Source organism: Flavobacterium sp., assembly GCF_043760115.1.
Taxonomy (GTDB): Bacteria; Bacteroidota; Bacteroidia; order Flavobacteriales; family Flavobacteriaceae; genus Flavobacterium.
This window is the reverse complement of the sequence record NZ_JAYUPK010000046.1, coordinates 40711-61065: the sequence shown is the minus strand read 5'-3', so window position 1 is coordinate 61065 and position 20355 is coordinate 40711. Positions and strand designations below refer to the sequence as shown.

Genomic DNA, 20355 nt, shown 5'->3' with positions numbered 1-20355 from the left:
AAACTGTCTAACACTATTCTATCTGTTGGAATGTCTTTTATGTAGAAATTGGTAGTGTATTTTTCATTTACTTCTTTACTGTTTTTGTCCGATGAAGCAACATCATTTTCATCTTGATTTTCATCATTATTTTTTGATTTTTCTTTAGATAATCTCCAGTTTGGAACCAGTGAACGATTACCCCATTTTTTCTTAAATTCTATTTTTCCGTATGCTACAGTTGCCGGATTATAAAAATAAAATGTGTTTCCAGAACCACCATTTGAACCTATAGATTTTGGAGTGCTTGCTGCAGCTTTAGCAATTTCTTTACTTATATCGTTACTTGCAAATTTAGATTCTGATTTAAAATCGCCACCATTATTGGCTTCTAATTGTTCTTTAAGTTTGACTTCTTTTTCTTCAAGTTTTCTTTTTATTTCATCTTCTTTTTTTAGTTTATCAATGTAATCTTGATAATATTTTTCTTTTTCAGATAATGATAATGATGCAATTCTAATAATACTGTCGTTGGTTTGAGCAATACCTTCAAACTTGATTACGTCTTCTAGATTTAATCGTTTTTTAGTAATTAAATTAAACTCGCGAGTTCTTGGTTTTAAAGAAACCAATGTGCTGTCATAATATTTTCCTGCAGTTACATATTTGGCTTTGTCAAAATAAATTTCGGCAAGATTTCTATGATTAGAAGCTTTTAAATATTGATCTTCTGAAGTTGATTTTAATGATTTATTATAAAATTTTATTGCAACAGCTTGTTTTTTATTTTTATCATAAAACAATCCCATTTGATGGTTTAACACATCTAGAAACGGACGGTTTTCTCTATCTTCAAGTAAATTATTAAACTTTTTTAGAAAAGCAATTGTGTCTCCATTTTTATAATCAAATTGTTGTGCTTGTTTAGCATGCGATTGAATTACATAATTACGCGACGATTTTCGTTTCATATCTATAATTTCGTCGTATTGAGCAAATGCGCTGTCTTTGTAACCCATGTCGCTATAAACTTGACCAAGAATAAATCTATAACGTGCTTTTTCTTCGTTTTGATTGGTAAATTCTCTTGCAATTTTAAGTTTTGCAACAGCACTATCTCTTTGTTTTAAATTTAAAAAAGCTTGCGCCAAAGTGGCATTTGCATCGGCAAAAATTTGATCTTTAAATTTAATTTCTTTTAATAACTTTCTCAGATTTGTAATTGCCAACGCGTCATTATCCATTCGCATGTTGGTTTTTTCGCGCCAAATTTTAACTTCGTAAATTTTATCAGAGTTTGGATATTTGTATAAAACATAATTAAATGCTTCAAGTGCAGGAACAAATCGCTGATCATAGTAACGAGATTTTCCCAACATTAAATGTGCTTCATCCATTTGCGGATTTTTTTCGCCACCATCAATATTCATAGAATGTTTTTGAATGGCTTTAGTAGATTTTTCTTCTGCTCTATCAAAGTTGGCGTTTGCCGTTTTTCCTTCTTGAGCTTGCTCTGAAACCTGCATTCTTTCTACAGGAAGTGTTTCCCAAAAATTGTCTTTGTATTGCAATTTTAAATCTTCAATACCTTTATCTAGTGCAACTCCACCATTGTAAAGAATATTATATTTTGTGCTAAGTGCATGCGAATTTCTAGAAACAAAGTTGTTTTTCTTTGTAGAACAAGCTACAAAAAAAATAAGAGTTGCAAATGCAAATGCGTATTTTAAAGTATGATTTTTCAATGTAAAAACGTTTTAATAGTAACTCTAAAAGGTTAGTTTTAGTATAATTGACTGGTAAAAATACGTTTCTTTTTGATATAGTGAAATTTTAGAGTGTTATTTTTTGCAAGTACCATTAATTGAAGTTATAAATTGCGTGAAGGATAGCAGCGAAAATCCTTTTTTAATTGTCTTGAAAAGCAATTAAAAAAGATTGTAGCGAATAGCCTGACCTCGATTTTTTTTCGTGGTCACGCCCAAATTATTTTATACCGCAAAAAACGCCTCTAATTCCTTCAAGGTTTCTGGCGATGTTACAATATCTTTTACAATTTCGCCTTTGTTTAATGCCACAATTCGTGTGCAAACCTCTACTGTGTGAACTAAATCGTGACTAGAAACTAAAACAGTTACGTTTGGATTTTCAGATAATTCATTAATAATTTTCTTTAATCTGTTTACAGTTGTTGGATCTAAATTGGCAAACGGTTCGTCTAGAATTATAACTTCTGGATTTCCTATTAAAGTAGCAATTATTCCCACTTTTTTCATATTCCCTTTAGATAAATCACGTAAATACTTTTTACTTTTTAAGATTTCACCATTAAAAAATTCTTCGTGTTTTGCTAAAAGTGCATCAACATCTGCCTTGTTTTGACCACGTAAATCGCCAATAAAATAAAAATATTCTTCGGCTGTTAAATAACCAATTAAAAAACTTTCATCTATAAATGCCGATGTAAAAGGTTTCCAAGCTTCGCTAGTATTTACTTGAATTTCATTACTTTTAATAAATCCTGAACTTGGTTGAATTAAATCTAAAAGCAAACTAAAAAAAGTAGTTTTTCCTGCGCCATTATTTCCTACCAATCCAAAACTTTGACCTTTAGGAATTTCTAGATTTTGAATGTTTAAAACGGTAACTCCGTTTTTATATGTTTTTGAAAGGTTATTTACTTGAATCATTTTTTGAAAAAGTTTGAAAGTTTAATTAACTGAATATTAAGCCCAAATTTTTGAGACTGAACACTATTACTTCTGTTTATATGCTGCTATGGTTGCGTATTTTTCTCTTTTATAAATTTTTTCAATTAGATTAAAAACATAATTTCTAAAAGCAAATCCTAAAATTCCTGCTAATGCAACGAATAATAATCCAATATTTGGAGAAAAAACATAATATCCTAGAGCATAAATTGCCATTGGTAAAAGCAACTTCGGAATTGCAATTAACATTGTTTGAATATTAAAAGCTTGCTTGTCGCCAAATGCGCCTTTTCCTGTTGAAAGATCAATTGGAGTTTTTACAAAAGCGCCACCAAGCATAACTAAATGTGAATTTACACCAATATTAAAAATGGCTCCAACTACAATTAGTAAATAAGTATGAACTCCAAAATACAAATAAAAAGAAGCCAAAATTGTTGAAATAATAGTTCCAATAACCATTAACCACCATTTAGAACTTATGTATTCTTTATATTGAATGTTTTGACTCATCATTAATTGATAATATGCGCTGTCCCAACTTGGTACGAATTGTCCAAAGGTGAAAAGAAATCCGCCAGAGACAAATATTCCTGCAAATACTTGCATCATCGGACTTTTATATGCTTCAACCGAACTAGAAAAAAATAACAATCCATAAAAGATAAAAATAGAACTCATTATTAAAGTAGTTTTAGATCTTTTATTTCTTCTTAATAATCTAATATCATTTTTTAAAAATGTTCCTAAAGTTCCAAATTGATTTAACCAAGTATAATTTTCAGTTGTGGCAACATCAGTTTTAGACGCCAAACCTTCATCTAAATTTAAATTACTTTTAAAATAATTAAATGCAAAATAATAGGTTGCAATTACCAAAATTATTGGAATTAAAAACACATAAAAAGTAGAATACATTCCTTGAAAAAAGGATTGTGTATAATTTGTAATGTCAAATAAATTAAAATACTGAGCCAATCCTAATGCTAAAACTACAGCCAAAACCGAATAAAAAACATTGTCTTTATTATTGATTATAACATTTATAAAATTATTGAAATAAATTAGTGCAACAATTCCTAAATGCCATAAAATTACATTTAAAACACTGTAACCATTTATTAATAAGACTATTGAAAAAGGAACAAAGAAAAAAGCATGAACCCAATTAAAAAAAGATAAAGCAGTTTTTCCTAATGTAAAATGCACAATTGTATTTCTTTTTATAGGTAAAGTAAGTAAAGGTTTTATGTTTAAAACTGGCATTTTTTGAAGAAAGTACCTTATCAATAAATCTAAAACCAAGTAATAAATCATAAATTTATTAATTACAGAAAGTGGTTCAAGTTGTACTTTTTCCTTAATAATATAAAATGCACCAATTCCTGCTCCAACAAATAGTATCATAAAATAAACTGCAAAAAATCCCATTAAGATTTTCATTGCTAAACTCGTTCCAAAAGATGCTGAACGCAAAAACGATTTCCATTCGAGTTTTATAAAATGTTTAAACATATATTAAGGTATTTTAATTTTAAATAAGATGCTAAAAATAGAAATTTGTTACAAGCTTTCTGATAAAATTAAAAATAAATATATCCTAATTTCATACTTTTGTAAAAAATAGCTCCATGTCATCATTTTATAAATTACAAGTAAAAGAAGTAAAACGTGAAACTGAAAATGCAGTTTCTGTAGTTTTTAATATTCCATCAGAATTAAAATCGGCATATCAATTCATTGCTGGTCAGTACATTAATTTAAAATTAACACTTGACGGAAGTGAAATTCGTCGTGCCTATTCTATTTGTTCGTCGCCAAATAGTGATGAATTGCGAATTGCTATAAAATCGGTAAAAAACGGAACTTTCTCAAAGTTTGCCAATGATAATTTAAAAGTTGGCGATATTATAGAAGTTGGTCAACCAGAAGGAAATTTTACATTTGAACCCAATTCAGATAAGCAAAAAAATTACGCTGCTTTCGCTGCTGGAAGTGGAATTACACCAGTTTTATCAATACTTCAATCGGTTTTAGAAAACGAAGCCAACAGCAGTTTTGTATTGGTTTACGGAAATAAAACACCTGGCGATACTATTTTTCACAATCAATTGCACGAGTTACAACTTAAATATGTTGGACGCTTTTTTGTGCATTATGTTTACAGCCAAGCCAAATTAGACAACGAACTTTTTGGACGAATTGAAAAAGCGACCGTAAATTTTGTTTTAAACAACAAGCACAAAGAAAAAGAATTTGATAAATTTTATTTATGCGGTCCAGAGGAAATGATTAATCTGGTTTCCAATGTTTTAAAAGAACATAATGTAGCCGATAAAAATATAAAATTCGAATTATTCTCTACATCTAAAGTTGAAAATAAGGAAGCAAGTTCGCATGATGGTCATACAAAAATTACGGTTTTAGTTGATGATGATGAAACGACTTTCGAAATGAGCCAAAAGCAAACCATTCTTGAAGCAGCATTAAAACAAGGCATTGACGCACCATATTCTTGTCAAGGCGGAATTTGCAGCAGTTGTTTAGCCAGAATAACATCTGGAACTGCCGAAATGCGAAAAAATTCTATTTTAACAGATAGTGAAATTGCCGAAGGATTAATTTTAACTTGTCAAGCACATCCAACATCTGCAACGGTTTATGTTGATTATGATGATGTTTAATTGGTTTCGGGTTGGAAGTTTCGAGTTACAAGTTTTGTGTTAACTTTTATTTTTTGAAATTGATTTCAGATTTTTTTAAAATTGACATTGATTTTTGACATTGATTTTTGACATTGATTTTTGAAGTACATTTTATTCTGTCTTCCTGAGCGCAGTCGAAGGATTTTTTTTGATTGAAGATTGAAGATTAACGAATTTAGATTTCAGATTTTTGAAGTTGATTTTTGAAGTTGATTTTTGAAGTTGATTTTTGAAATTGATTTTTGAAGTTGATTTTTGAAGTTGATTTTTGAAGTTGATTTTTGAAGTTGATTTTTGACATTGACATTGCTATTGAACTATGAAAAACATCAGACAATTATTTAAAGACAAGCAAGATCTTCTAGATGAACCAGAAGTGGAACAACTTATTGAGTATTGCGAAAAACTGCAAGATGAAATTGTAGATTTTAAGTTTGATAAAAATAAAAACAAAGAATTGATTATGCTAGATATGATTAAAGAAGTCATAAAAGGTTGTAATGCAATTGAAAAAGAACAAAAAGAACACGAACGATTTGGGTATGAAGCACCAAATTATCAGGAAACTATTTCTAATTTAAGACGATATATTCTTGGTCAATGCAAGGATAATCAGATATATTTGTGAGTTTTACGTTTCACACGAATTACACAAATTTCCACAAATAAAAAATTTCACGAACTATTTAATTAGTGAAATAATTCAAAGCAAAGCATTAGTGAAAATTCGTGAAACTCGTGTGAAAATTTAGTTTGCTAATTTATTTCACAAATTTCCACGAATTAAAATTTCACAAACTATTTAATTAGTGAAATAATTCAAAGCAAAGAATTAGTGAAAATTCGTGAAATTCGTGTGGAGATTTAGTTTACATAACAGAAATAACTTTCTCTACTACACTTTCAACTGAAATACTACGCATAACATCTTCATAACCAGCAACTTTTTTATTTCCATAAACAGAAGTTGGTAGTAAAGGATATTTTTCTCTGTTAGAAACCAAGCAATTTTCTAACGGCTGATTAAAAGGAGAAAAACCAGCAAAAGGATGTGTTGAACCCCAAATTGTAATAGTTTTTATTCCCAACATTGCAGCAATATGCGCGTTTCCAGAATCCATTGTAAGCATTACATCTAAGTTTGAAATAAGCTGTAACTCTTGTTCTAAATTTAGTTTTCCGGCAACAACAATTACGTTGTTTTTATTATTAGAAAACGAATTTAAGATTTCAATTTCATTAGTTCCACCACCAAAAAGAAAAATTTTATTACTGTTATTCAAAGCCAATTCATCAATCACTTTTTGCATTAAATCTTGTGGATACACTTTGCTTTCATATTGAGCAAAAGGTGCAATTCCTATCCAACTTTGATTTTCTTTTTTACCAGAAATAATTAAAATTTCTTCTGATAAAATAGCTTTTTTAGGAAATTTCGGGTTGTTTAAATCAATAGAAAATCCAAGTTTATTAAACGTTTCAATATGTCTATCAACCATTGATTTTAGTGGTTTAAAAACTTTATTTTTGGCTCGAGTTAACGCTTTTTTTTCAGCTCTTCCTTTATCAGTATGCGCCACTTTTTTTCCGCTCAAGGCAAATAATGATCTGATTACTTTAGAACGTAAAACATTATGTAAATCGGCAATAGCATCAATATTTAATTGCTTTAAATCTGAATATAGTCTTAGTAATCCTAAAAAACCTTTATGACGATTTTCTAAATCAACACCAAAAAAAGTCACATTATCAATTCCATCAAAGAAGGATTTAAAAAATGGTCTTGAAACCATTGTAATTTTCACTTTAGGATTTTGACTTACAAATGCTCTTATAACTGGAACTGTCATAGCAACATCGCCCATTGCAGAAAGTCTAATTATGGCGATATGTTTGGGTTTTTTTGACAAATATTTTATTTTTTAAAACCATTAAGGTATTAAGAAAAATTAAGAATAATCTTAATGAAACTTAATACCTTAATGGTAAAACATATTTTTTATGATTACTTCTTATTCTGATACAAAACAGGATTCAACTCATCATCATTATACATCTTCATTTGCTTGTACACTTTCATGAATTTATCACCATTTTCAATATCAGTCAATAAATCGTCAATTGCAGTAGATAAATCTGTTCTTTGTTCTAAAAGTACATTTAATTTTTCTTGACATTTATCTCTATGTTCTTGCGAAGCTTCTGTTCTAGTTGCTTCTTCGTTCATATGATAAATTTTTAAAGCCAAAATAGATAATCTATCTAAGGTCCAAGCTGGAGATTCTGAATTAATTTTAGCACTCGACTTAACTTCAACAGCCGAATATTTTTGCAAGAAATAACTATCAATATATTCTACCATATCAGTACGTTCTTGATTAGAAGCATCAATTTTTCTTTTCAAGGTCAATGCCGCTACAGGATCAATATTTGGATCACGAATAATATCTTCATAATGCCATTGAACTGTGTCAATCCAATTTTTAAAATACAATAAATGTTCTATTTTTTCTTTCGGATACGGATTGTTAATTGACTGGTTTACATTGTCGTAAAGGTGATAATCCTTAATACTTTGTTCAAATATAGAATAGGCAAATTTTGAAAACATAATTATAAATTTTATTTGCAAAGATAGTTTTTATACTTTTGAAAATTGTTTAAAGGTTTAAAAAAGTTTAACTGTTTAAACCAAAAATCCTAAATCTGAAAATCCTAAATCCTAGTTCTTAAATGCAAATTCATTACATATCAGAAAATAACAGTATTCTAAACCATTTTTTGGCACAAATTCGCGATGTTTCCATACAAAAAGACAGTATGCGTTTTCGCAAAAACATTGAAAGAATTGGCGAAATTATGGCATATGAATTAAGTAAAACTTTAGAATACAAAGCTATTGAAGTGCAAACACCACTTGCATTAAAAAAAACCACAACCATTGCAGATAATGTAGTTCTTTGTTCTATTCTTCGAGCAGGATTGGCATTGCATACAGGTTTTTTAAATATTTTTGACAATGCCGAAAACGGATTTGTTTCTGCTTACAGACATCATAAAAATAACGATGACGAATTTGAAATACTTGTAGAATATCAAGCTGCGCCATCATTTGAAAATAAAAATTTAATTCTTATTGATCCAATGTTGGCAACAGGTCAATCAATTGTGGCTGTTTTTAATAAACTTATGACCGAAGAAACACCTAAAGAAATTCATATTGCAGTAGTTATTGCTGCGCCAGAAGGAATTGCGTTTCTGGAAAAAAATCTTCCTAGCAATTGTCATCTTTGGGTTGCTGCGCTTGATGAAAAATTAAACGAGAAAAATTACATTGTTCCTGGTCTTGGCGATGCTGGCGATTTAGCTTACGGTAATAAATTATAGTTGTAAAAACAAAGCTATAAATCCTAGTAAAATTGAAAATGTAAGTATAATTTCTTGTTGCATTTTGTTTTGAGAAAATTCTACAGTATTAGTTGCAAAAACTGCCATAGGAAAGAAAGTAAACAGCAACAAATCATTACTTTTATTATCAGAAATAAAGAAAATTACTAATCCTATAAAAAAAGTAAACAGTAATTTTTTATACGAAGCTTGTAAGTTTAGTGGTCTATTTGTTAATGAGATTAGCATTGGAACAACAAAAAATACTGCAAAAACCGCAAACATAGACAAAGCTAAATTTTGATACGTATTGGTAAAATAATCCAACTGAAAATTCGTAGTGATGTTGTTTAAATAAAATGCAATTGCCGATTTATCAATCAATAATCCATAAAAAACAAATATAACTGCAGTTGTAAAAAATGAAACAAAAGGAATTAACCAATTTCTATAATCGCGTGAAACGTGAAAAATTATAGATGCATAAACTACAATTAGGAACAAAATACACCAAAATTGAAATAAACTGGCAACAAAAATCCATAAAGAAGCATCAAATATTTTTTCTTTTGGAGCTTTTAATGTTTGTAAAGAAACCAATCTTCTCAAGGCCAAAAGCACAAAAAAATTAGCGGCAATTAAAGTAAAATTATTCCAAATAGTTGGAGAAAAAAGCAGAAACAAAAAGAAAAAAAGCATTGGATAACCGCTGTCTTTAGTCAATCCGTTTTTTTTACAAATAAAATTTACTAAAAAAAAAGATCCTAATATTAAACCAAAAACTACAGCTTTTTTAGCAATTTCTATTACCGAATTGAACCAATTTGTATCTTGAAATTGAACTATAGAAAAACATACTAATATCAAAATTAGTAGTAAAAAATAATTAATTGGTGTAGATTTTTTAAAAACACTTGTTATCATAAAGATATTTTATACTTTTGTGGTGTAAATATAACACTTGTTTAAAAATGAAAGCATTTTTCGAAGGAATACAATCACTATTTGTAGATTTTTTATTTTTACCTCACGATGCATTGAGAAAATTAGAACTATCAACTTGGTTTGGTGCTAATATTATCAACTGGATTTTAATGGGAATATGTGCCTATTATATGGTATATTGGGTAAAACAATTGCAATTACACAAAAACAATAACGAAGAAACTCAAGATACAACGGCACATTCTTTCTTAAAATAAGTCGAAACCGATATCTTTTCTAAAATACATCTTATCAAAGTGTAGCTTGTCTATATTTTGATAAGATTTTTTTATGGCTTCTTGAAAGCTTTCGCCAAATGATGTAACGGCAATAACACGACCACCATTTGTGTGCACTTTTCCGTTTTCTAATTTTGTACCTGCGTGAAAAGCAATTGAATCTTCGATATTTTCTAATCCTGAAATTTCAAAACCTTTTTCATACTCTTCAGGATAACCGCCAGAAACTACCATAATTGTTGTAGCACTTCTTTCGTCTATTTCTAGCGAAATTTTGTCTAATGTTTGATTTCCAACGGCTTGAAAAAGTGCTACCAAATCACTTTTTAATCTCGGAATTACAACTTCTGTTTCCGGATCGCCCATTCTTACATTGTATTCAATAACAATTGGTTCGCCTTTTACAACTATTAATCCGATGAAAACAAATCCTTTATATTCAATTCCGTCACTTTGCAAACCAGCAATTGTTGGTTTTACAATTCTGGTTTCAATTTTTTCCAATAAAATAGCATCAGCAAATGGAACTGGAGAAACTGCGCCCATTCCACCAGTATTTAAACCAGAATCGCCTTCGCCAATTCGCTTATAATCTTTTGCTGTTGGCAAAATTTTATAATTTATTCCATCCGTTAATACAAAACAACTTAATTCAATTCCGTCAAGAAATTCTTCAATAACCACTTTTGCACTTGCGGTTCCAAATTTTTCGTGAACCAACATGTTTCTTAATTCAGCTTTTGCTTCGGCCAAATCTTGAATAATTAAAACGCCTTTTCCAGCAGCCAAACCATCGGCTTTTAAAACATATGGCGGTTGTAAAGTTTCTAAAAATCGACATCCTTTTTCTACTGTATCTTTTGTGAAACTATCATAAGCTGCAGTTGGAATTTTATGTTTTATCAAAAATTCTTTGGCAAATTCTTTACTTCCTTCCAATTGCGCACCTGCTTTTGATGGACCAATTACTGGAATATGATTTAAATCAGAATCACTTACAAAAAAATCATAAATTCCTGCAACCAATGGATCTTCTGGACCAACAACAATCATTTCTACTCTTTCTGCTAAAGCAAAAGTTTTTAAAGCATCAAAATCTAAAATGTTTAGGTTAACATTCGTAGCGATTTGAGAAGTTCCAGCATTTCCTGGAGCAACAAAAAGTTTAGAACATTTATTAGATTGTAGCATTTTCCATGCTAAAGTGTGTTCTCTTCCACCAGAACCAAGTAGTAAAATTGTCATTGTGTTGTTTATTCTGAACTTGTTTCAGATTCTCTTCTTAATTTAAACCGATTGTTTTAATTAAAAGAAATCTTTTCTAAAATTTGTTCTGTTTAGTTGTGGTACAAAAATAGTTAGTTTTGAACTCAAAAAATAATGTTTTAAAAAAGTTATTGATAATTCATTATATTTAATAGGTCTTTTATAAATTTGATGAAAATAAATTTAAATGGTTGCGAAACTAAAAAACATACATCCAGGAGAAATTCTATTAGAAGAATTTTTAATTCCTTTAGAAATTAGTGCTTATCGTTTGTCTAAAGATTTAAAAATTCCGCAAACCAGAATTTCTGAAATCACAAAAGGAAACAGAAGAATTACTGCTGATACCGCTTTACGATTAAGTCAATATTTTGGAAATTCTGCAAAGTTTTGGCTTGGGCTTCAAGACGATTATGATATTGAAGAGGAAAATGAAAATAAAGCAACTGAATTAAAGTCGATAAAAAGATTTTTAGATAAAAATGTGACATAAAAATTAAATTATTTATATTTACTATATATTTCAATACTACAGAAATGCAAACTATTATAAAACAACCTTTTACAAATGTTCAATTAGAGCTTTTAAAAACATTTTCGCATAATTTACCCGAAAATGATTTATTAGATTTAAAAAAAACACTTGCAACTTTTTTTGCAGATAAGCTTATTAATCATGCAGATAAGATTTGGAATGACGAAAAATGGAATGATGAAAAAGTAGATTCACTACTTCAAACCAAAATAAAAAAATCTAAATAGAAATCTTGAAAAAAATAGTTTTAGACACCAATGTACTTTTAGTATCTATTTCAAGTAAATCTAAATTACATTGGATTTTTAAAAACTTACTCGAAGGCAAATTTACTCTTTGTGTAACTACTGATATCTTGGCAGAATATGCCGAAATTATAGAACTTCACATGGGAATTTTAGCTGGTGAAAACGCTCTCGGTGTTTTAGAAAACTTGCCAAATGTTGAATTCATTACCAATTATTATAAATTTAATTTATTGAAAGATGAAGACGATAATAAATTTGTAGATTGTTGCATATCGGCAAATGCAGATTTTATAGTAACTCACGATTCTGATTTTAATTTGTTGAAAAATATTGATTTTCCAAAAGTTGTAGTTATTGACACAATGACATTTAAAAAAATCAAAATATTGCAATATTAAAATGTTCAACCTTTTCAATTTATCGCTTCAAGCAAATGGTTTTCCAATGAAGAAAGCAATTCCTGAATTTGAAAGAATTCAATCCATTTCTGATGCTGAATTTGAAAATTACGTAATAGAAAAAAAGAAAGAAATTGTTGAATATCATTTAAATAACAATAAATCATATAAAGAATTTGTTGGAAAATCGACTTTTCATGACTGGAATGAACTTCCGATAATGACTAAAAAAGAATTTCAGAAACCTTTATCTGAAAGACTTTCAAATGGATTTACCTTAAAAAATGTTTACGTAAATAAAACTTCGGGTTCTAGCGGCGATCCATTTATTTTTGCTAAAGATAAGTTTTGTCACGCCTTAACTTGGTCAAATATTATCAACAGATTTGGGTGGTTTGGAATTAATTTTAATTCGTCATTACAAGCACGTTTTTATGGAATTCCACTGGATTTTATTGGAAATAAAAAAGAACGAATTAAAGATTTATTGAGCAATCGTTATCGATTTACAATCTTTGATTTATCAGATGTTGTCTTAGAAAAGACACTGAAAAAATTTCAGTGTAAAAAGTTTGATTACATCAATGGTTATACATCTTCCATAGTTTTATTTGCCAAATTTCTTCAAAAGAAAAACATTGTTTTAACATCTATTTGTCCAACGTTGAAATGTTGTGTTGTTACTTCCGAAATGTTATTTGAAGAAGATAAAATTTTAATGAGCAACCAATTTGGAGTTCCAATTATCAATGAATATGGTGCTTCCGAACTGGATTTAATAGCTTTTCAAAATCCGAAAGATGAATGGCAGGTAAATTCGGAATCATTATTGGTAGAGATTTTAGATGAAAACAATAACGTTTTACCTAACGGAAAAGAAGGTCGAATTGTGATTACATCGTTATACAACAAAGCACATCCATTTATTAGATATGACATTGGCGATGTTGGAATTCTTGACGAAAAAAGCACCTTCAAAAAACCAATTCTAAAAAAATTAATTGGACGAACTAACGATATTGCTATTCTTCCAAGCGGAAAAATAGCACCAGGATTAACCTTTTATTACGTAACTAAAAGCATTATTGAAGACGATGGAAATGTAAAAGAATTTGTGATAAAACAAACAAAAATCGATACTTTTGAAGTCGAATATGTAAGTGAAAATGCGTTAACCAAAAGTCAAATTCTAACTATTGAAAAAGCAATTACCACTTATTTAGAAAATGGTTTGACGTTTACATTCACTAGAAAAGAAAAATTACAACGAAGTAAAAGCGGAAAATTGAAGCAGTTTGTTTCGATGATACAATAAATTGGAGGTCACAAATTGCGTCCTCCAATTTCAAACTTAATATCACAAATTGTGACTTCAAGACGTTCAAGGTCGCAAATTGCGACCTTGAAGAAAAATATAGAATAATTTATGAGTAATGAAATTCAACTTTCAGAAGAATTAATTTCTAATAAAATTTACTTTATTAGAAATCAAAAAGTGATGTTTGACAGAGACTTAGCTTCGCTTTATGATATTGAAACAAAAGTTTTAAAACAAGCGGTTAAAAGAAATATTTCAAGATTTCCTGACGATTTTATGTTTGAATTAACTGAAATTGAACTTAATTCTTTAAGGTCACAAATTGTGACCTTAAAGAAAGGAAGAGGACAGCATCAAAAATATTTACCATCCGTTTTTACAGAACACGGCGTTTTAATGTTATCAAGTGTTTTAAATAGTGACAAAGCTATTCAAACTAACATTCAAATTATGCGAATATTCTCGAAAGTACGTCAGATGCTTATGGATACAACCGATTTGAAAATTGATATATTACAAATTCAGAAAAAACTTGAAAATCATGATAAAAATATTGAGTTGGTTTTTAGTTATTTAGACGAGTTAACAGAGAAAAAAGAAGACACAAAACCAAGAGTAAAAATTGGTTATAAAAAATAATTAACATAACAATGGTATCTTTAAATTCAAAAGATACTGAAACGAGTTCAGAATAAATGAAAATAACAATAATTGCAGGCGCAAGACCTAATTTCATAAAAATCGCACCAATTATAAAAGCGATTGAAAAACGACAATCAAAAGGTAAAACTATTTCTTTTAGATTAGTTCATACAGGTCAACATTATGATAAAAACCTGAGTGATACTTTTTTTGAAGAGTTGAATATTCCGCAACCCAATGCTAATTTGGAAGTTAAAAGTGGTTCGCAAGCAGAGCAAACTGGAGCAATTATGATTGCTTTTGAAAAAGAATTAACTCAAAATCCTTGTGATTTGGTTTTAGTTGTTGGCGATGTAAATTCGACTATGGCTTGTGCAATTGTAGCCAAGAAAATGAATATAAAAGTAGTACATGTTGAAGCCGGAATTCGTTCTGGAGACATGACAATGCCAGAAGAAATTAATAGAATTGTTACTGATAGTATTACCGATTATTTTTTTACTACTTCAACCTCAGCATCAGAAAATTTATTTAAAAATGGTGTTGATTCAAGTAATGTTCATTTTGTTGGCAATGTAATGATTGATACTTTATATCAGAATTTAGATAGAATTTCTGCCCCAAATTTTTGGAATGAGTTTGGTTTAGAAACTGGAAATTACATCATTTTGACTTTGCATCGACCATCGAATGTTGATGAAGAGCAATCATTGATAGATTTATTGGAAGGAATTGATAAAATGGTTGGTGATAAAAAAATCATTTTTCCAATTCATCCAAGAACGAATGCAATTTTAGGAGAAACGGATTTGAAATTGAAAAATATTTTGTTCGTAGAACCGCAAAGTTACTTGAATTTTATGTATTTGATAAAAAATAGTTTCGCTGTAATTACAGATTCTGGTGGAATTTCTGAGGAAACAACAGTTTTAGGAATTCCTTGTTTTACGATGCGGACTACAACCGAAAGACCAGAAACTATTGAAATTGGAACCAATACTTTGGTTGGAATTTCTGTTGAAAATCTAACTTTAGAATTTACAAAATTTCTAGAAAATGGTTTGTCAAAAAGAGGCATTCCTGAACTTTGGGACGGAAAAGCATCGGAACGAATTATTGATATGTTGCTTAAAAAATTAAACCATTAAGGTATTAAGAAAAGTTAAGATACGTCTTAATGAAACTTAATAGCTTAATGGTTTAAAAAGAATAAAGAATTGTTGAAATCTATGCAAGAAATATTAATCATATCTAATTATTATCCGCCAGAAAAAGGTGCTGCTGCCAATAGAATTGAGCAGTTGGCATTGAAATTGAATCAAAATAATTATAAGGTTTCGGTAATTTGTCCGTTAGGAAATTATCCAAAAGGTAAACTGTTTCCTGAGTATAAAGGCAAATTTTCGGTTACTGAAAATCGTGATAATATAACTGTAAAACGGCTTTGGATTTACCCAAGTGTTAGCAAAAATATTTTTATTAGAATTGTTTCAGTTTTGTCTTTTTCGTTAAGCTTGTTTTTTTACTTATTATTTAAAAAAACGCCTCAAAAAGTAGTAGTGCAGTCGCCACCATTATTACTTTCATTTATATCGATTTTTGTGCTTTCATTGAAAAATAAAAAGATTATACTTAATGTTTCAGATCTTTGGCCATTGGCAGCTATTGAATTAAATGCTTTGAAGAAAGATAGTTTCTCGCATAAATTTTCACTGTTTATGGAACGATTTGTCTACAAAAAAGCGACTTTAATTCTTGGTCAGTCAAAGGAAATTATAAATCATATAAAATCATTATTTCCTGATAAAAAATGTTACTTATATCGCAATTTTCCAGATCACAAAGTTGAAAATTTAGACTTAATTACAGAAGAAAATGTTCCAATAAAAATATTCTACGCTGGACTTTTAGGAATTGCTCAAGGTGTTTTAGAATTATGCCAAAAAATTGATTTTAGATCCTTACAGGATGACAAAATAGAATTACACATCTTTGGCGATGGTGCAGAAAAAACTCAAATAGAAGCATTAATTTCATCTCAAAAAAATAAAAAAATCTTCTTCTACGGAATGATGGAACGCAATGCGTTACACGAAAAATTAAAATCGTTTGATATTGCAATTGTGCCATTAAAAGTTAGAATTTATGGTTCTGTTCCTTCAAAGATATTCGAATATGGTTCACTTGGGTTTCCATTATTGTATTTTGGTGGTGGTGAAGGTGAAGAAATTGTAAAAGAAAATAAATTGGGTTGGGTTGCTAAAGTTGAAGATTATAATGACTTAAATGAAAAAGTACATTTAATTTCAAAACTGAGTAAATCGGAATTAGATTTAATAAAAAAAGCTGTATTTGATCAATCTCAAAAAGTTTTTAATTTAGACAATCAAATGAATGAATTAATTGAAAAAGAGGTGTTTTAATATGCTTTGTCTTCGCCTTTAAACGCATTAAAAACTGTAAAAAATATAATTTTTAAATCTAATAAAATGGACCAGTTTTCTATGTAAAAAATGTCAAATTTTACTCTGTTTACAATATCTCTTTCGTTTTCAACTTCTCCTCGGTAACCATTGGTTTGCGCCAAACCTGTAATTCCAGGTTTTATAAAATGTCTTACCATAAACTTGTCTACTTTTGCGGCAAAACGTTCAGTTTCACTAATCATGTGTGGTCTTGGTCCAACAACCGACATATCGCCAAGTAAAACATTAAAAAATTGAGGCAATTCATCAATACTTGTTTTTCTTATAAAAGCGCCAGTTTTTGTAATTCTTGGATCGTTTTTAGATACCTGTTTTAAATCGGCAACAGCATTAACATTCATTGATCTAAACTTGTAACAAAAAAATTCATTATAATTTAATCCGTTGCGTTTTTGTTTAAAAAAAACTGATCCTTTAGACTCTAATTTTATAAAAAATGCCATAATTGGAATTAACCAAGAAAGCACTCCAACTATAACAATTAAAGAAAAAATAATATCAAATGTTCTTTTTAAAAATTGATTTAAAACATCATCTAGCGGAATTTCTCTTAAAGACACAATAGGAATATATCCATAATAATCTAATTTCATGTTCTTTAAAAGAAAGTCTTTATCGTCTGGAATGAACTTTAAACTTTTTAAATTGTTGTCTGCAAAATCTATAAATTCATTTAGTTGCTTCTCTGTTAAATCTGAAATTGCACAATAAATTTCGTCTACATGATTCTCTTTAACAGCATTTTTTATAAATTGAAGCGCTGTTGCAATTTTTTCTTTTTTGTCTTCATCCAATTTAAAATCGGCAATTAAACGATAGCCATAATCTGGATTGTCTTCAAAGAAATTTATTAATTGAGCTGTTTTTTTATCGCTTCCAATAACAACCACTTTTCTAAAATTACCTCCAAAAACTAATCGGTATTTTTTTAATAAATAGAAAACAGAAATCTTAAACGCTGAAATTATTAAAAAGCAAAAAAGCACATAATTAGCAATTCTAAAAGAATCTACATTTTTAAAATAAAACCCTGAAAATGAATAACATAAAATTCCAAAAAGCGCAAATTGTTTGATGGTTTTTTCAATAACAGAAAGTCCTTTAGTAAAACGATATACTTCATAAAAACCAATATTTAATGCGCCAATTATCCATATTGCAACTATAAATAAATGAAAGTATATAAAATGGTAATCTATTGGTAAAATAATTCGTATGAGGATATTTATTACCAATAAGTCAAATAGGTAAGTAAATGGCCTTAAGTAACTTGAATATCTTCCAGTACTGTTTTTCATCTAAAAAATATATTTAGAAAAATCTTTGTGCTCTTCTTTTAATAATTCTTCTGATGATAATGATTTAAAATAATCATAAGTAATTTTCATTCCTTCTTCACGATTCACTTTAGCTTCCCAACCAAGAATTTCTCTTGCTTTCGTTGTGTCTGGCTGACGTTGTAATGGATCATTTATTGGAAGTGGATGATAAACCACTTTTTGATTTGTACCTGTAAGTTTTATAATTTCATCTGCAAAATCTTTAATGGTAATTTCATCAGGATTTCCAATATTCACTGGCAAATGATAATCGGAATGTAACAATCTAAATATTCCTTCCACTTGATCGGTTACAAAACAAAAAGAACGAGTTTGCATTCCGTCTCCAAAAATTGTTAAATCTTCGCCACGTAATGCTTGGCCAATAAATGCTGGAATTACACGACCATCATTAAGTCGCATTCTTGGACCATACGTATTAAAAATTCTAACAATTCTGGTTTCAACACCATGAAAAGTATGGTATGCCATGGTTATTGATTCTTGAAAACGTTTGGCTTCATCATAAACTCCTCTTGGTCCAATAGTGTTTACGTTTCCATAATATTCTTCTGTTTGAGGATGAACTAATGGATCACCATAAATTTCTGAAGTTGAAGCAATTAAAATTCTGGCATTTTTAACACGCGCCAAACCCAGTAAATTATGAGTTCCAAGAGAACCAACTTTTAAGGTTTGAATAGGAATTTTTAAATAGTCTATTGGACTTGCTGGTGATGCAAAGTGTAAAATATAATCTAATTTTCCTGGAACGTGAACAAATTTTGTAATATCGTGATGGTAAAATTCAAAATTTTCTAATTTAAAAAGATGTTCAATATTTTTTAAATCACCAGTTATTAAATTATCCATTCCAATTACATAATAACCTTCTGCAATAAATCTATCGCACAGATGCGAACCTAAAAAACCTGCTGCGCCTGTTATAAGAATTCTTTTCATTTATTTTTGTTGAGTTAAATTTAATTTATAATTTGTAGAGTTAAACAAACAATATAAAATTATAAAAAATACAATTCCTCTTTGTCTACATAACAAAGATTCTGTCAAAAATAGTATTATCATTGTTACTGCAAAAGCAATATGAAGGAAATCTTTCTTTTTAATTGCATTATTAAGATTTAAAAATAACATTGTTAAAAAAATTAACAGTCCAAAAATACCTAATTCTGCAAAAAACTGAATATATTGATTATGAAAATTATGATAATTATATTCTTTAAAAAGGTTATATTGCTTATGCTTTTCTTTAATTGCTTCGTCAGAGGCATTAATTCCATATCCAATTAGCCAAATATTTTTTTGTTCTACTAGTAATTCTTTAAAGATTCTAGCTTGAAAAACTCTGTAGGCAGTTCCTGGAAAAAAACTATTTTTTTGAAACTCTTTATTTGTCCATGCTTGATGCAAACTAACATTATAAGCTTTATTATTTGAATCACTGTATTTATAAATTGTATTGTCTACAAATGATGTTTCATATTCTTCTTTTATCCTTTCTTGCAATTGATTACTAAAAAAAATAGATAATAGTAAAAATGTTGTAACGAAAATTATAGTTATTGACTTTACTCCAAGATTAGTTTTAGAAAAGAAAATGTAATACCAAATTAGCAAAAGAAAATCTATAAAGAAAACTGTTTTAGAATTTAAAAGAATAATAAAAATTGCTAGAATATAAATACCAAAATAATCTATAAGTTTTTTATTTTTTAAAATAATAAAATAAAATAAACTTAAGGAACTAAAAGCTGCAATATATATAGCATTTAAATCTAATGTAACTAAATTATGAAATAAAAAAACATCTTTTGTTTTAAGAATACTAAAATTAATTATTGCTCTAACAAAACAATAAATAGCAAATATTATTACACTAAAACTATAAAGTCTAATTATTTTGTAAACTTTAATAGATTCTAGTCTTGGTAAAAACATAAAGGTTAAAGGAAGTAAAATGAATACTGATTCTTTTTTTAGGGCTACAACTGATAATTGAAAATTAGTTGTCCAAAAAAGAGACAATGCCATAACTAAATACAAAACAATAGGTAATATCAAAGTTTTATTGAAACAGAACTTTAACTTAAAGCAAAAACTAATAATTAGAAAAACTA

The 20355-nt window shown here is 28.6% G+C and carries 21 protein-coding genes; 11 read left to right on the top strand and 10 right to left on the bottom strand.

Annotated elements, in window-relative coordinates; genetic code table 11:
- The 3 genes from ACH2BC_RS04150 to ACH2BC_RS04140 form a co-directional block, all read right to left on the bottom strand.
- A partial coding sequence (locus tag ACH2BC_RS04150; RefSeq protein ID WP_395052724.1) for a tetratricopeptide repeat protein occupies nucleotides 1-1724 on the bottom strand: 1724 nt, incomplete at its 3' end.
- A gap of 246 nt (nucleotides 1725-1970) precedes the next feature.
- Nucleotides 1971-2669 (bottom strand): ABC transporter ATP-binding protein, encoded by a 699-nt coding sequence (locus ACH2BC_RS04145; RefSeq protein ID WP_395052723.1) that lies wholly within the window; start codon nucleotides 2667-2669, stop codon nucleotides 1971-1973.
- Between the two features lie 66 nt (nucleotides 2670-2735).
- A complete protein-coding gene (locus ACH2BC_RS04140) occupies nucleotides 2736-4205 on the bottom strand; it encodes a DUF5687 family protein (RefSeq protein WP_395052722.1) in 1470 nt (489 codons plus the stop codon).
- A gap of 116 nt (nucleotides 4206-4321) precedes the next feature.
- Here ACH2BC_RS04140 and ACH2BC_RS04135 point away from each other — a divergent pair, with 116 nt between their 5' ends.
- Entirely contained in the window at nucleotides 4322-5374 is a 1053-nt protein-coding gene (locus tag ACH2BC_RS04135) for a 2Fe-2S iron-sulfur cluster-binding protein (protein ID WP_395052721.1), read from the top strand.
- A gap of 340 nt (nucleotides 5375-5714) precedes the next feature.
- Nucleotides 5715-6023 (top strand): hypothetical protein, encoded by a 309-nt coding sequence (locus tag ACH2BC_RS04130; RefSeq protein ID WP_395052720.1) that lies wholly within the window; start codon nucleotides 5715-5717, stop codon nucleotides 6021-6023.
- A gap of 241 nt (nucleotides 6024-6264) precedes the next feature.
- Here the strand turns inward: ACH2BC_RS04130 and ACH2BC_RS04125 are convergent, their stop codons facing one another.
- Together ACH2BC_RS04125 and ACH2BC_RS04120 are read right to left on the bottom strand one after the other, a co-directional pair.
- Entirely contained in the window at nucleotides 6265-7260 is a 996-nt protein-coding gene (locus ACH2BC_RS04125; RefSeq protein ID WP_395052725.1) for a glycosyltransferase family 9 protein, read from the bottom strand.
- 140 nt (nucleotides 7261-7400) lie between these two features.
- On the bottom strand, nucleotides 7401-8006 hold the full coding sequence (locus ACH2BC_RS04120) for a DUF4254 domain-containing protein (protein WP_395052719.1): 606 nt from the start codon (nucleotides 8004-8006) through the stop codon (nucleotides 7401-7403).
- Nucleotides 8007-8128: 122 nt separating this feature from the next.
- On the opposite strand from ACH2BC_RS04120, the gene upp reads away from it, so the two are divergent.
- The gene (gene upp, locus ACH2BC_RS04115; RefSeq protein ID WP_395052718.1) at nucleotides 8129-8782 is read left to right on the top strand and encodes a uracil phosphoribosyltransferase; all 654 of its coding nucleotides are present in this window, start codon (nucleotides 8129-8131) and stop codon (nucleotides 8780-8782) included.
- On the opposite strand, the gene ACH2BC_RS04110 is transcribed toward upp, so the two are convergent.
- Nucleotides 8777-9706, bottom strand: coding sequence for a DUF6427 family protein (locus ACH2BC_RS04110; protein WP_395052717.1), 930 nt, complete (start codon nucleotides 9704-9706; stop codon nucleotides 8777-8779). The two genes, upp and ACH2BC_RS04110, sit on opposite strands and share 6 nt — an antisense overlap.
- Before the next feature lie 47 nt (nucleotides 9707-9753).
- Between ACH2BC_RS04110 and ACH2BC_RS04105 the strand changes: the two genes are divergently transcribed.
- Nucleotides 9754-9984: a uracil phosphoribosyltransferase gene (locus tag ACH2BC_RS04105; protein WP_395052716.1), complete on the top strand. Its 231-nt coding sequence runs from the start codon at nucleotides 9754-9756 to the stop codon at nucleotides 9982-9984.
- On the opposite strand, the gene purD is transcribed toward ACH2BC_RS04105, so the two are convergent.
- Nucleotides 9976-11250 carry a phosphoribosylamine--glycine ligase gene (purD, locus tag ACH2BC_RS04100; protein ID WP_395052715.1) on the bottom strand — a complete coding sequence of 425 codons (1275 nt, stop codon included), beginning with the start codon at nucleotides 11248-11250 and terminating at the stop codon, nucleotides 9976-9978. The genes ACH2BC_RS04105 and purD overlap by 9 nt on opposite strands.
- Before the next feature lie 208 nt (nucleotides 11251-11458).
- Between purD and ACH2BC_RS04095 the strand changes: the two genes are divergently transcribed.
- The 7 genes from ACH2BC_RS04095 (at nucleotide 11459) to ACH2BC_RS04065 (ending at nucleotide 16835) form a co-directional block, all read left to right on the top strand.
- Nucleotides 11459-11764 (top strand): HigA family addiction module antitoxin, encoded by a 306-nt coding sequence (locus ACH2BC_RS04095; RefSeq protein WP_395052714.1) that lies wholly within the window; start codon nucleotides 11459-11461, stop codon nucleotides 11762-11764.
- Between the two features lie 44 nt (nucleotides 11765-11808).
- Nucleotides 11809-12033 (top strand): hypothetical protein, encoded by a 225-nt coding sequence (locus tag ACH2BC_RS04090; RefSeq protein WP_395052713.1) that lies wholly within the window; start codon nucleotides 11809-11811, stop codon nucleotides 12031-12033.
- A gap of 5 nt (nucleotides 12034-12038) precedes the next feature.
- Nucleotides 12039-12452, top strand: coding sequence for a putative toxin-antitoxin system toxin component, PIN family (locus ACH2BC_RS04085; protein WP_395052712.1), 414 nt, complete (start codon nucleotides 12039-12041; stop codon nucleotides 12450-12452).
- A 1-nt stretch (nucleotide 12453) separates the two neighbouring features.
- Nucleotides 12454-13767 carry a phenylacetate--CoA ligase family protein gene (locus ACH2BC_RS04080; RefSeq protein ID WP_395052711.1) on the top strand — a complete coding sequence of 438 codons (1314 nt, stop codon included), beginning with the start codon at nucleotides 12454-12456 and terminating at the stop codon, nucleotides 13765-13767.
- A gap of 111 nt (nucleotides 13768-13878) precedes the next feature.
- Nucleotides 13879-14409 carry an ORF6N domain-containing protein gene (locus tag ACH2BC_RS04075; RefSeq protein ID WP_395052710.1) on the top strand — a complete coding sequence of 177 codons (531 nt, stop codon included), beginning with the start codon at nucleotides 13879-13881 and terminating at the stop codon, nucleotides 14407-14409.
- A gap of 56 nt (nucleotides 14410-14465) precedes the next feature.
- Nucleotides 14466-15560, top strand: a complete 1095-nt coding sequence (gene wecB, locus ACH2BC_RS04070) for a non-hydrolyzing UDP-N-acetylglucosamine 2-epimerase (protein ID WP_395052709.1) — start codon at nucleotides 14466-14468, stop codon at nucleotides 15558-15560.
- Nucleotides 15561-15641: 81 nt separating this feature from the next.
- Nucleotides 15642-16835, top strand: coding sequence for a glycosyltransferase family 4 protein (locus ACH2BC_RS04065; RefSeq protein ID WP_395052708.1), 1194 nt, complete (start codon nucleotides 15642-15644; stop codon nucleotides 16833-16835).
- Here the strand turns inward: ACH2BC_RS04065 and ACH2BC_RS04060 are convergent.
- From ACH2BC_RS04060 to ACH2BC_RS04050, 3 genes are read right to left on the bottom strand one after another with little or no spacing between them, the layout of a single operon-like run.
- Nucleotides 16832-18196, bottom strand: coding sequence for an undecaprenyl-phosphate glucose phosphotransferase (locus tag ACH2BC_RS04060; RefSeq protein ID WP_395052707.1), 1365 nt, complete (start codon nucleotides 18194-18196; stop codon nucleotides 16832-16834). The genes ACH2BC_RS04065 and ACH2BC_RS04060 overlap by 4 nt on opposite strands.
- On the bottom strand, nucleotides 18197-19180 hold the full coding sequence (locus ACH2BC_RS04055; RefSeq protein ID WP_395052706.1) for a UDP-glucuronic acid decarboxylase family protein: 984 nt from the start codon (nucleotides 19178-19180) through the stop codon (nucleotides 18197-18199).
- A complete protein-coding gene (locus tag ACH2BC_RS04050; protein ID WP_395052705.1) occupies nucleotides 19181-20299 on the bottom strand; it encodes an O-antigen ligase family protein in 1119 nt (372 codons plus the stop codon).
- Nucleotides 20300-20355: the final 56 nt, after the last annotated feature.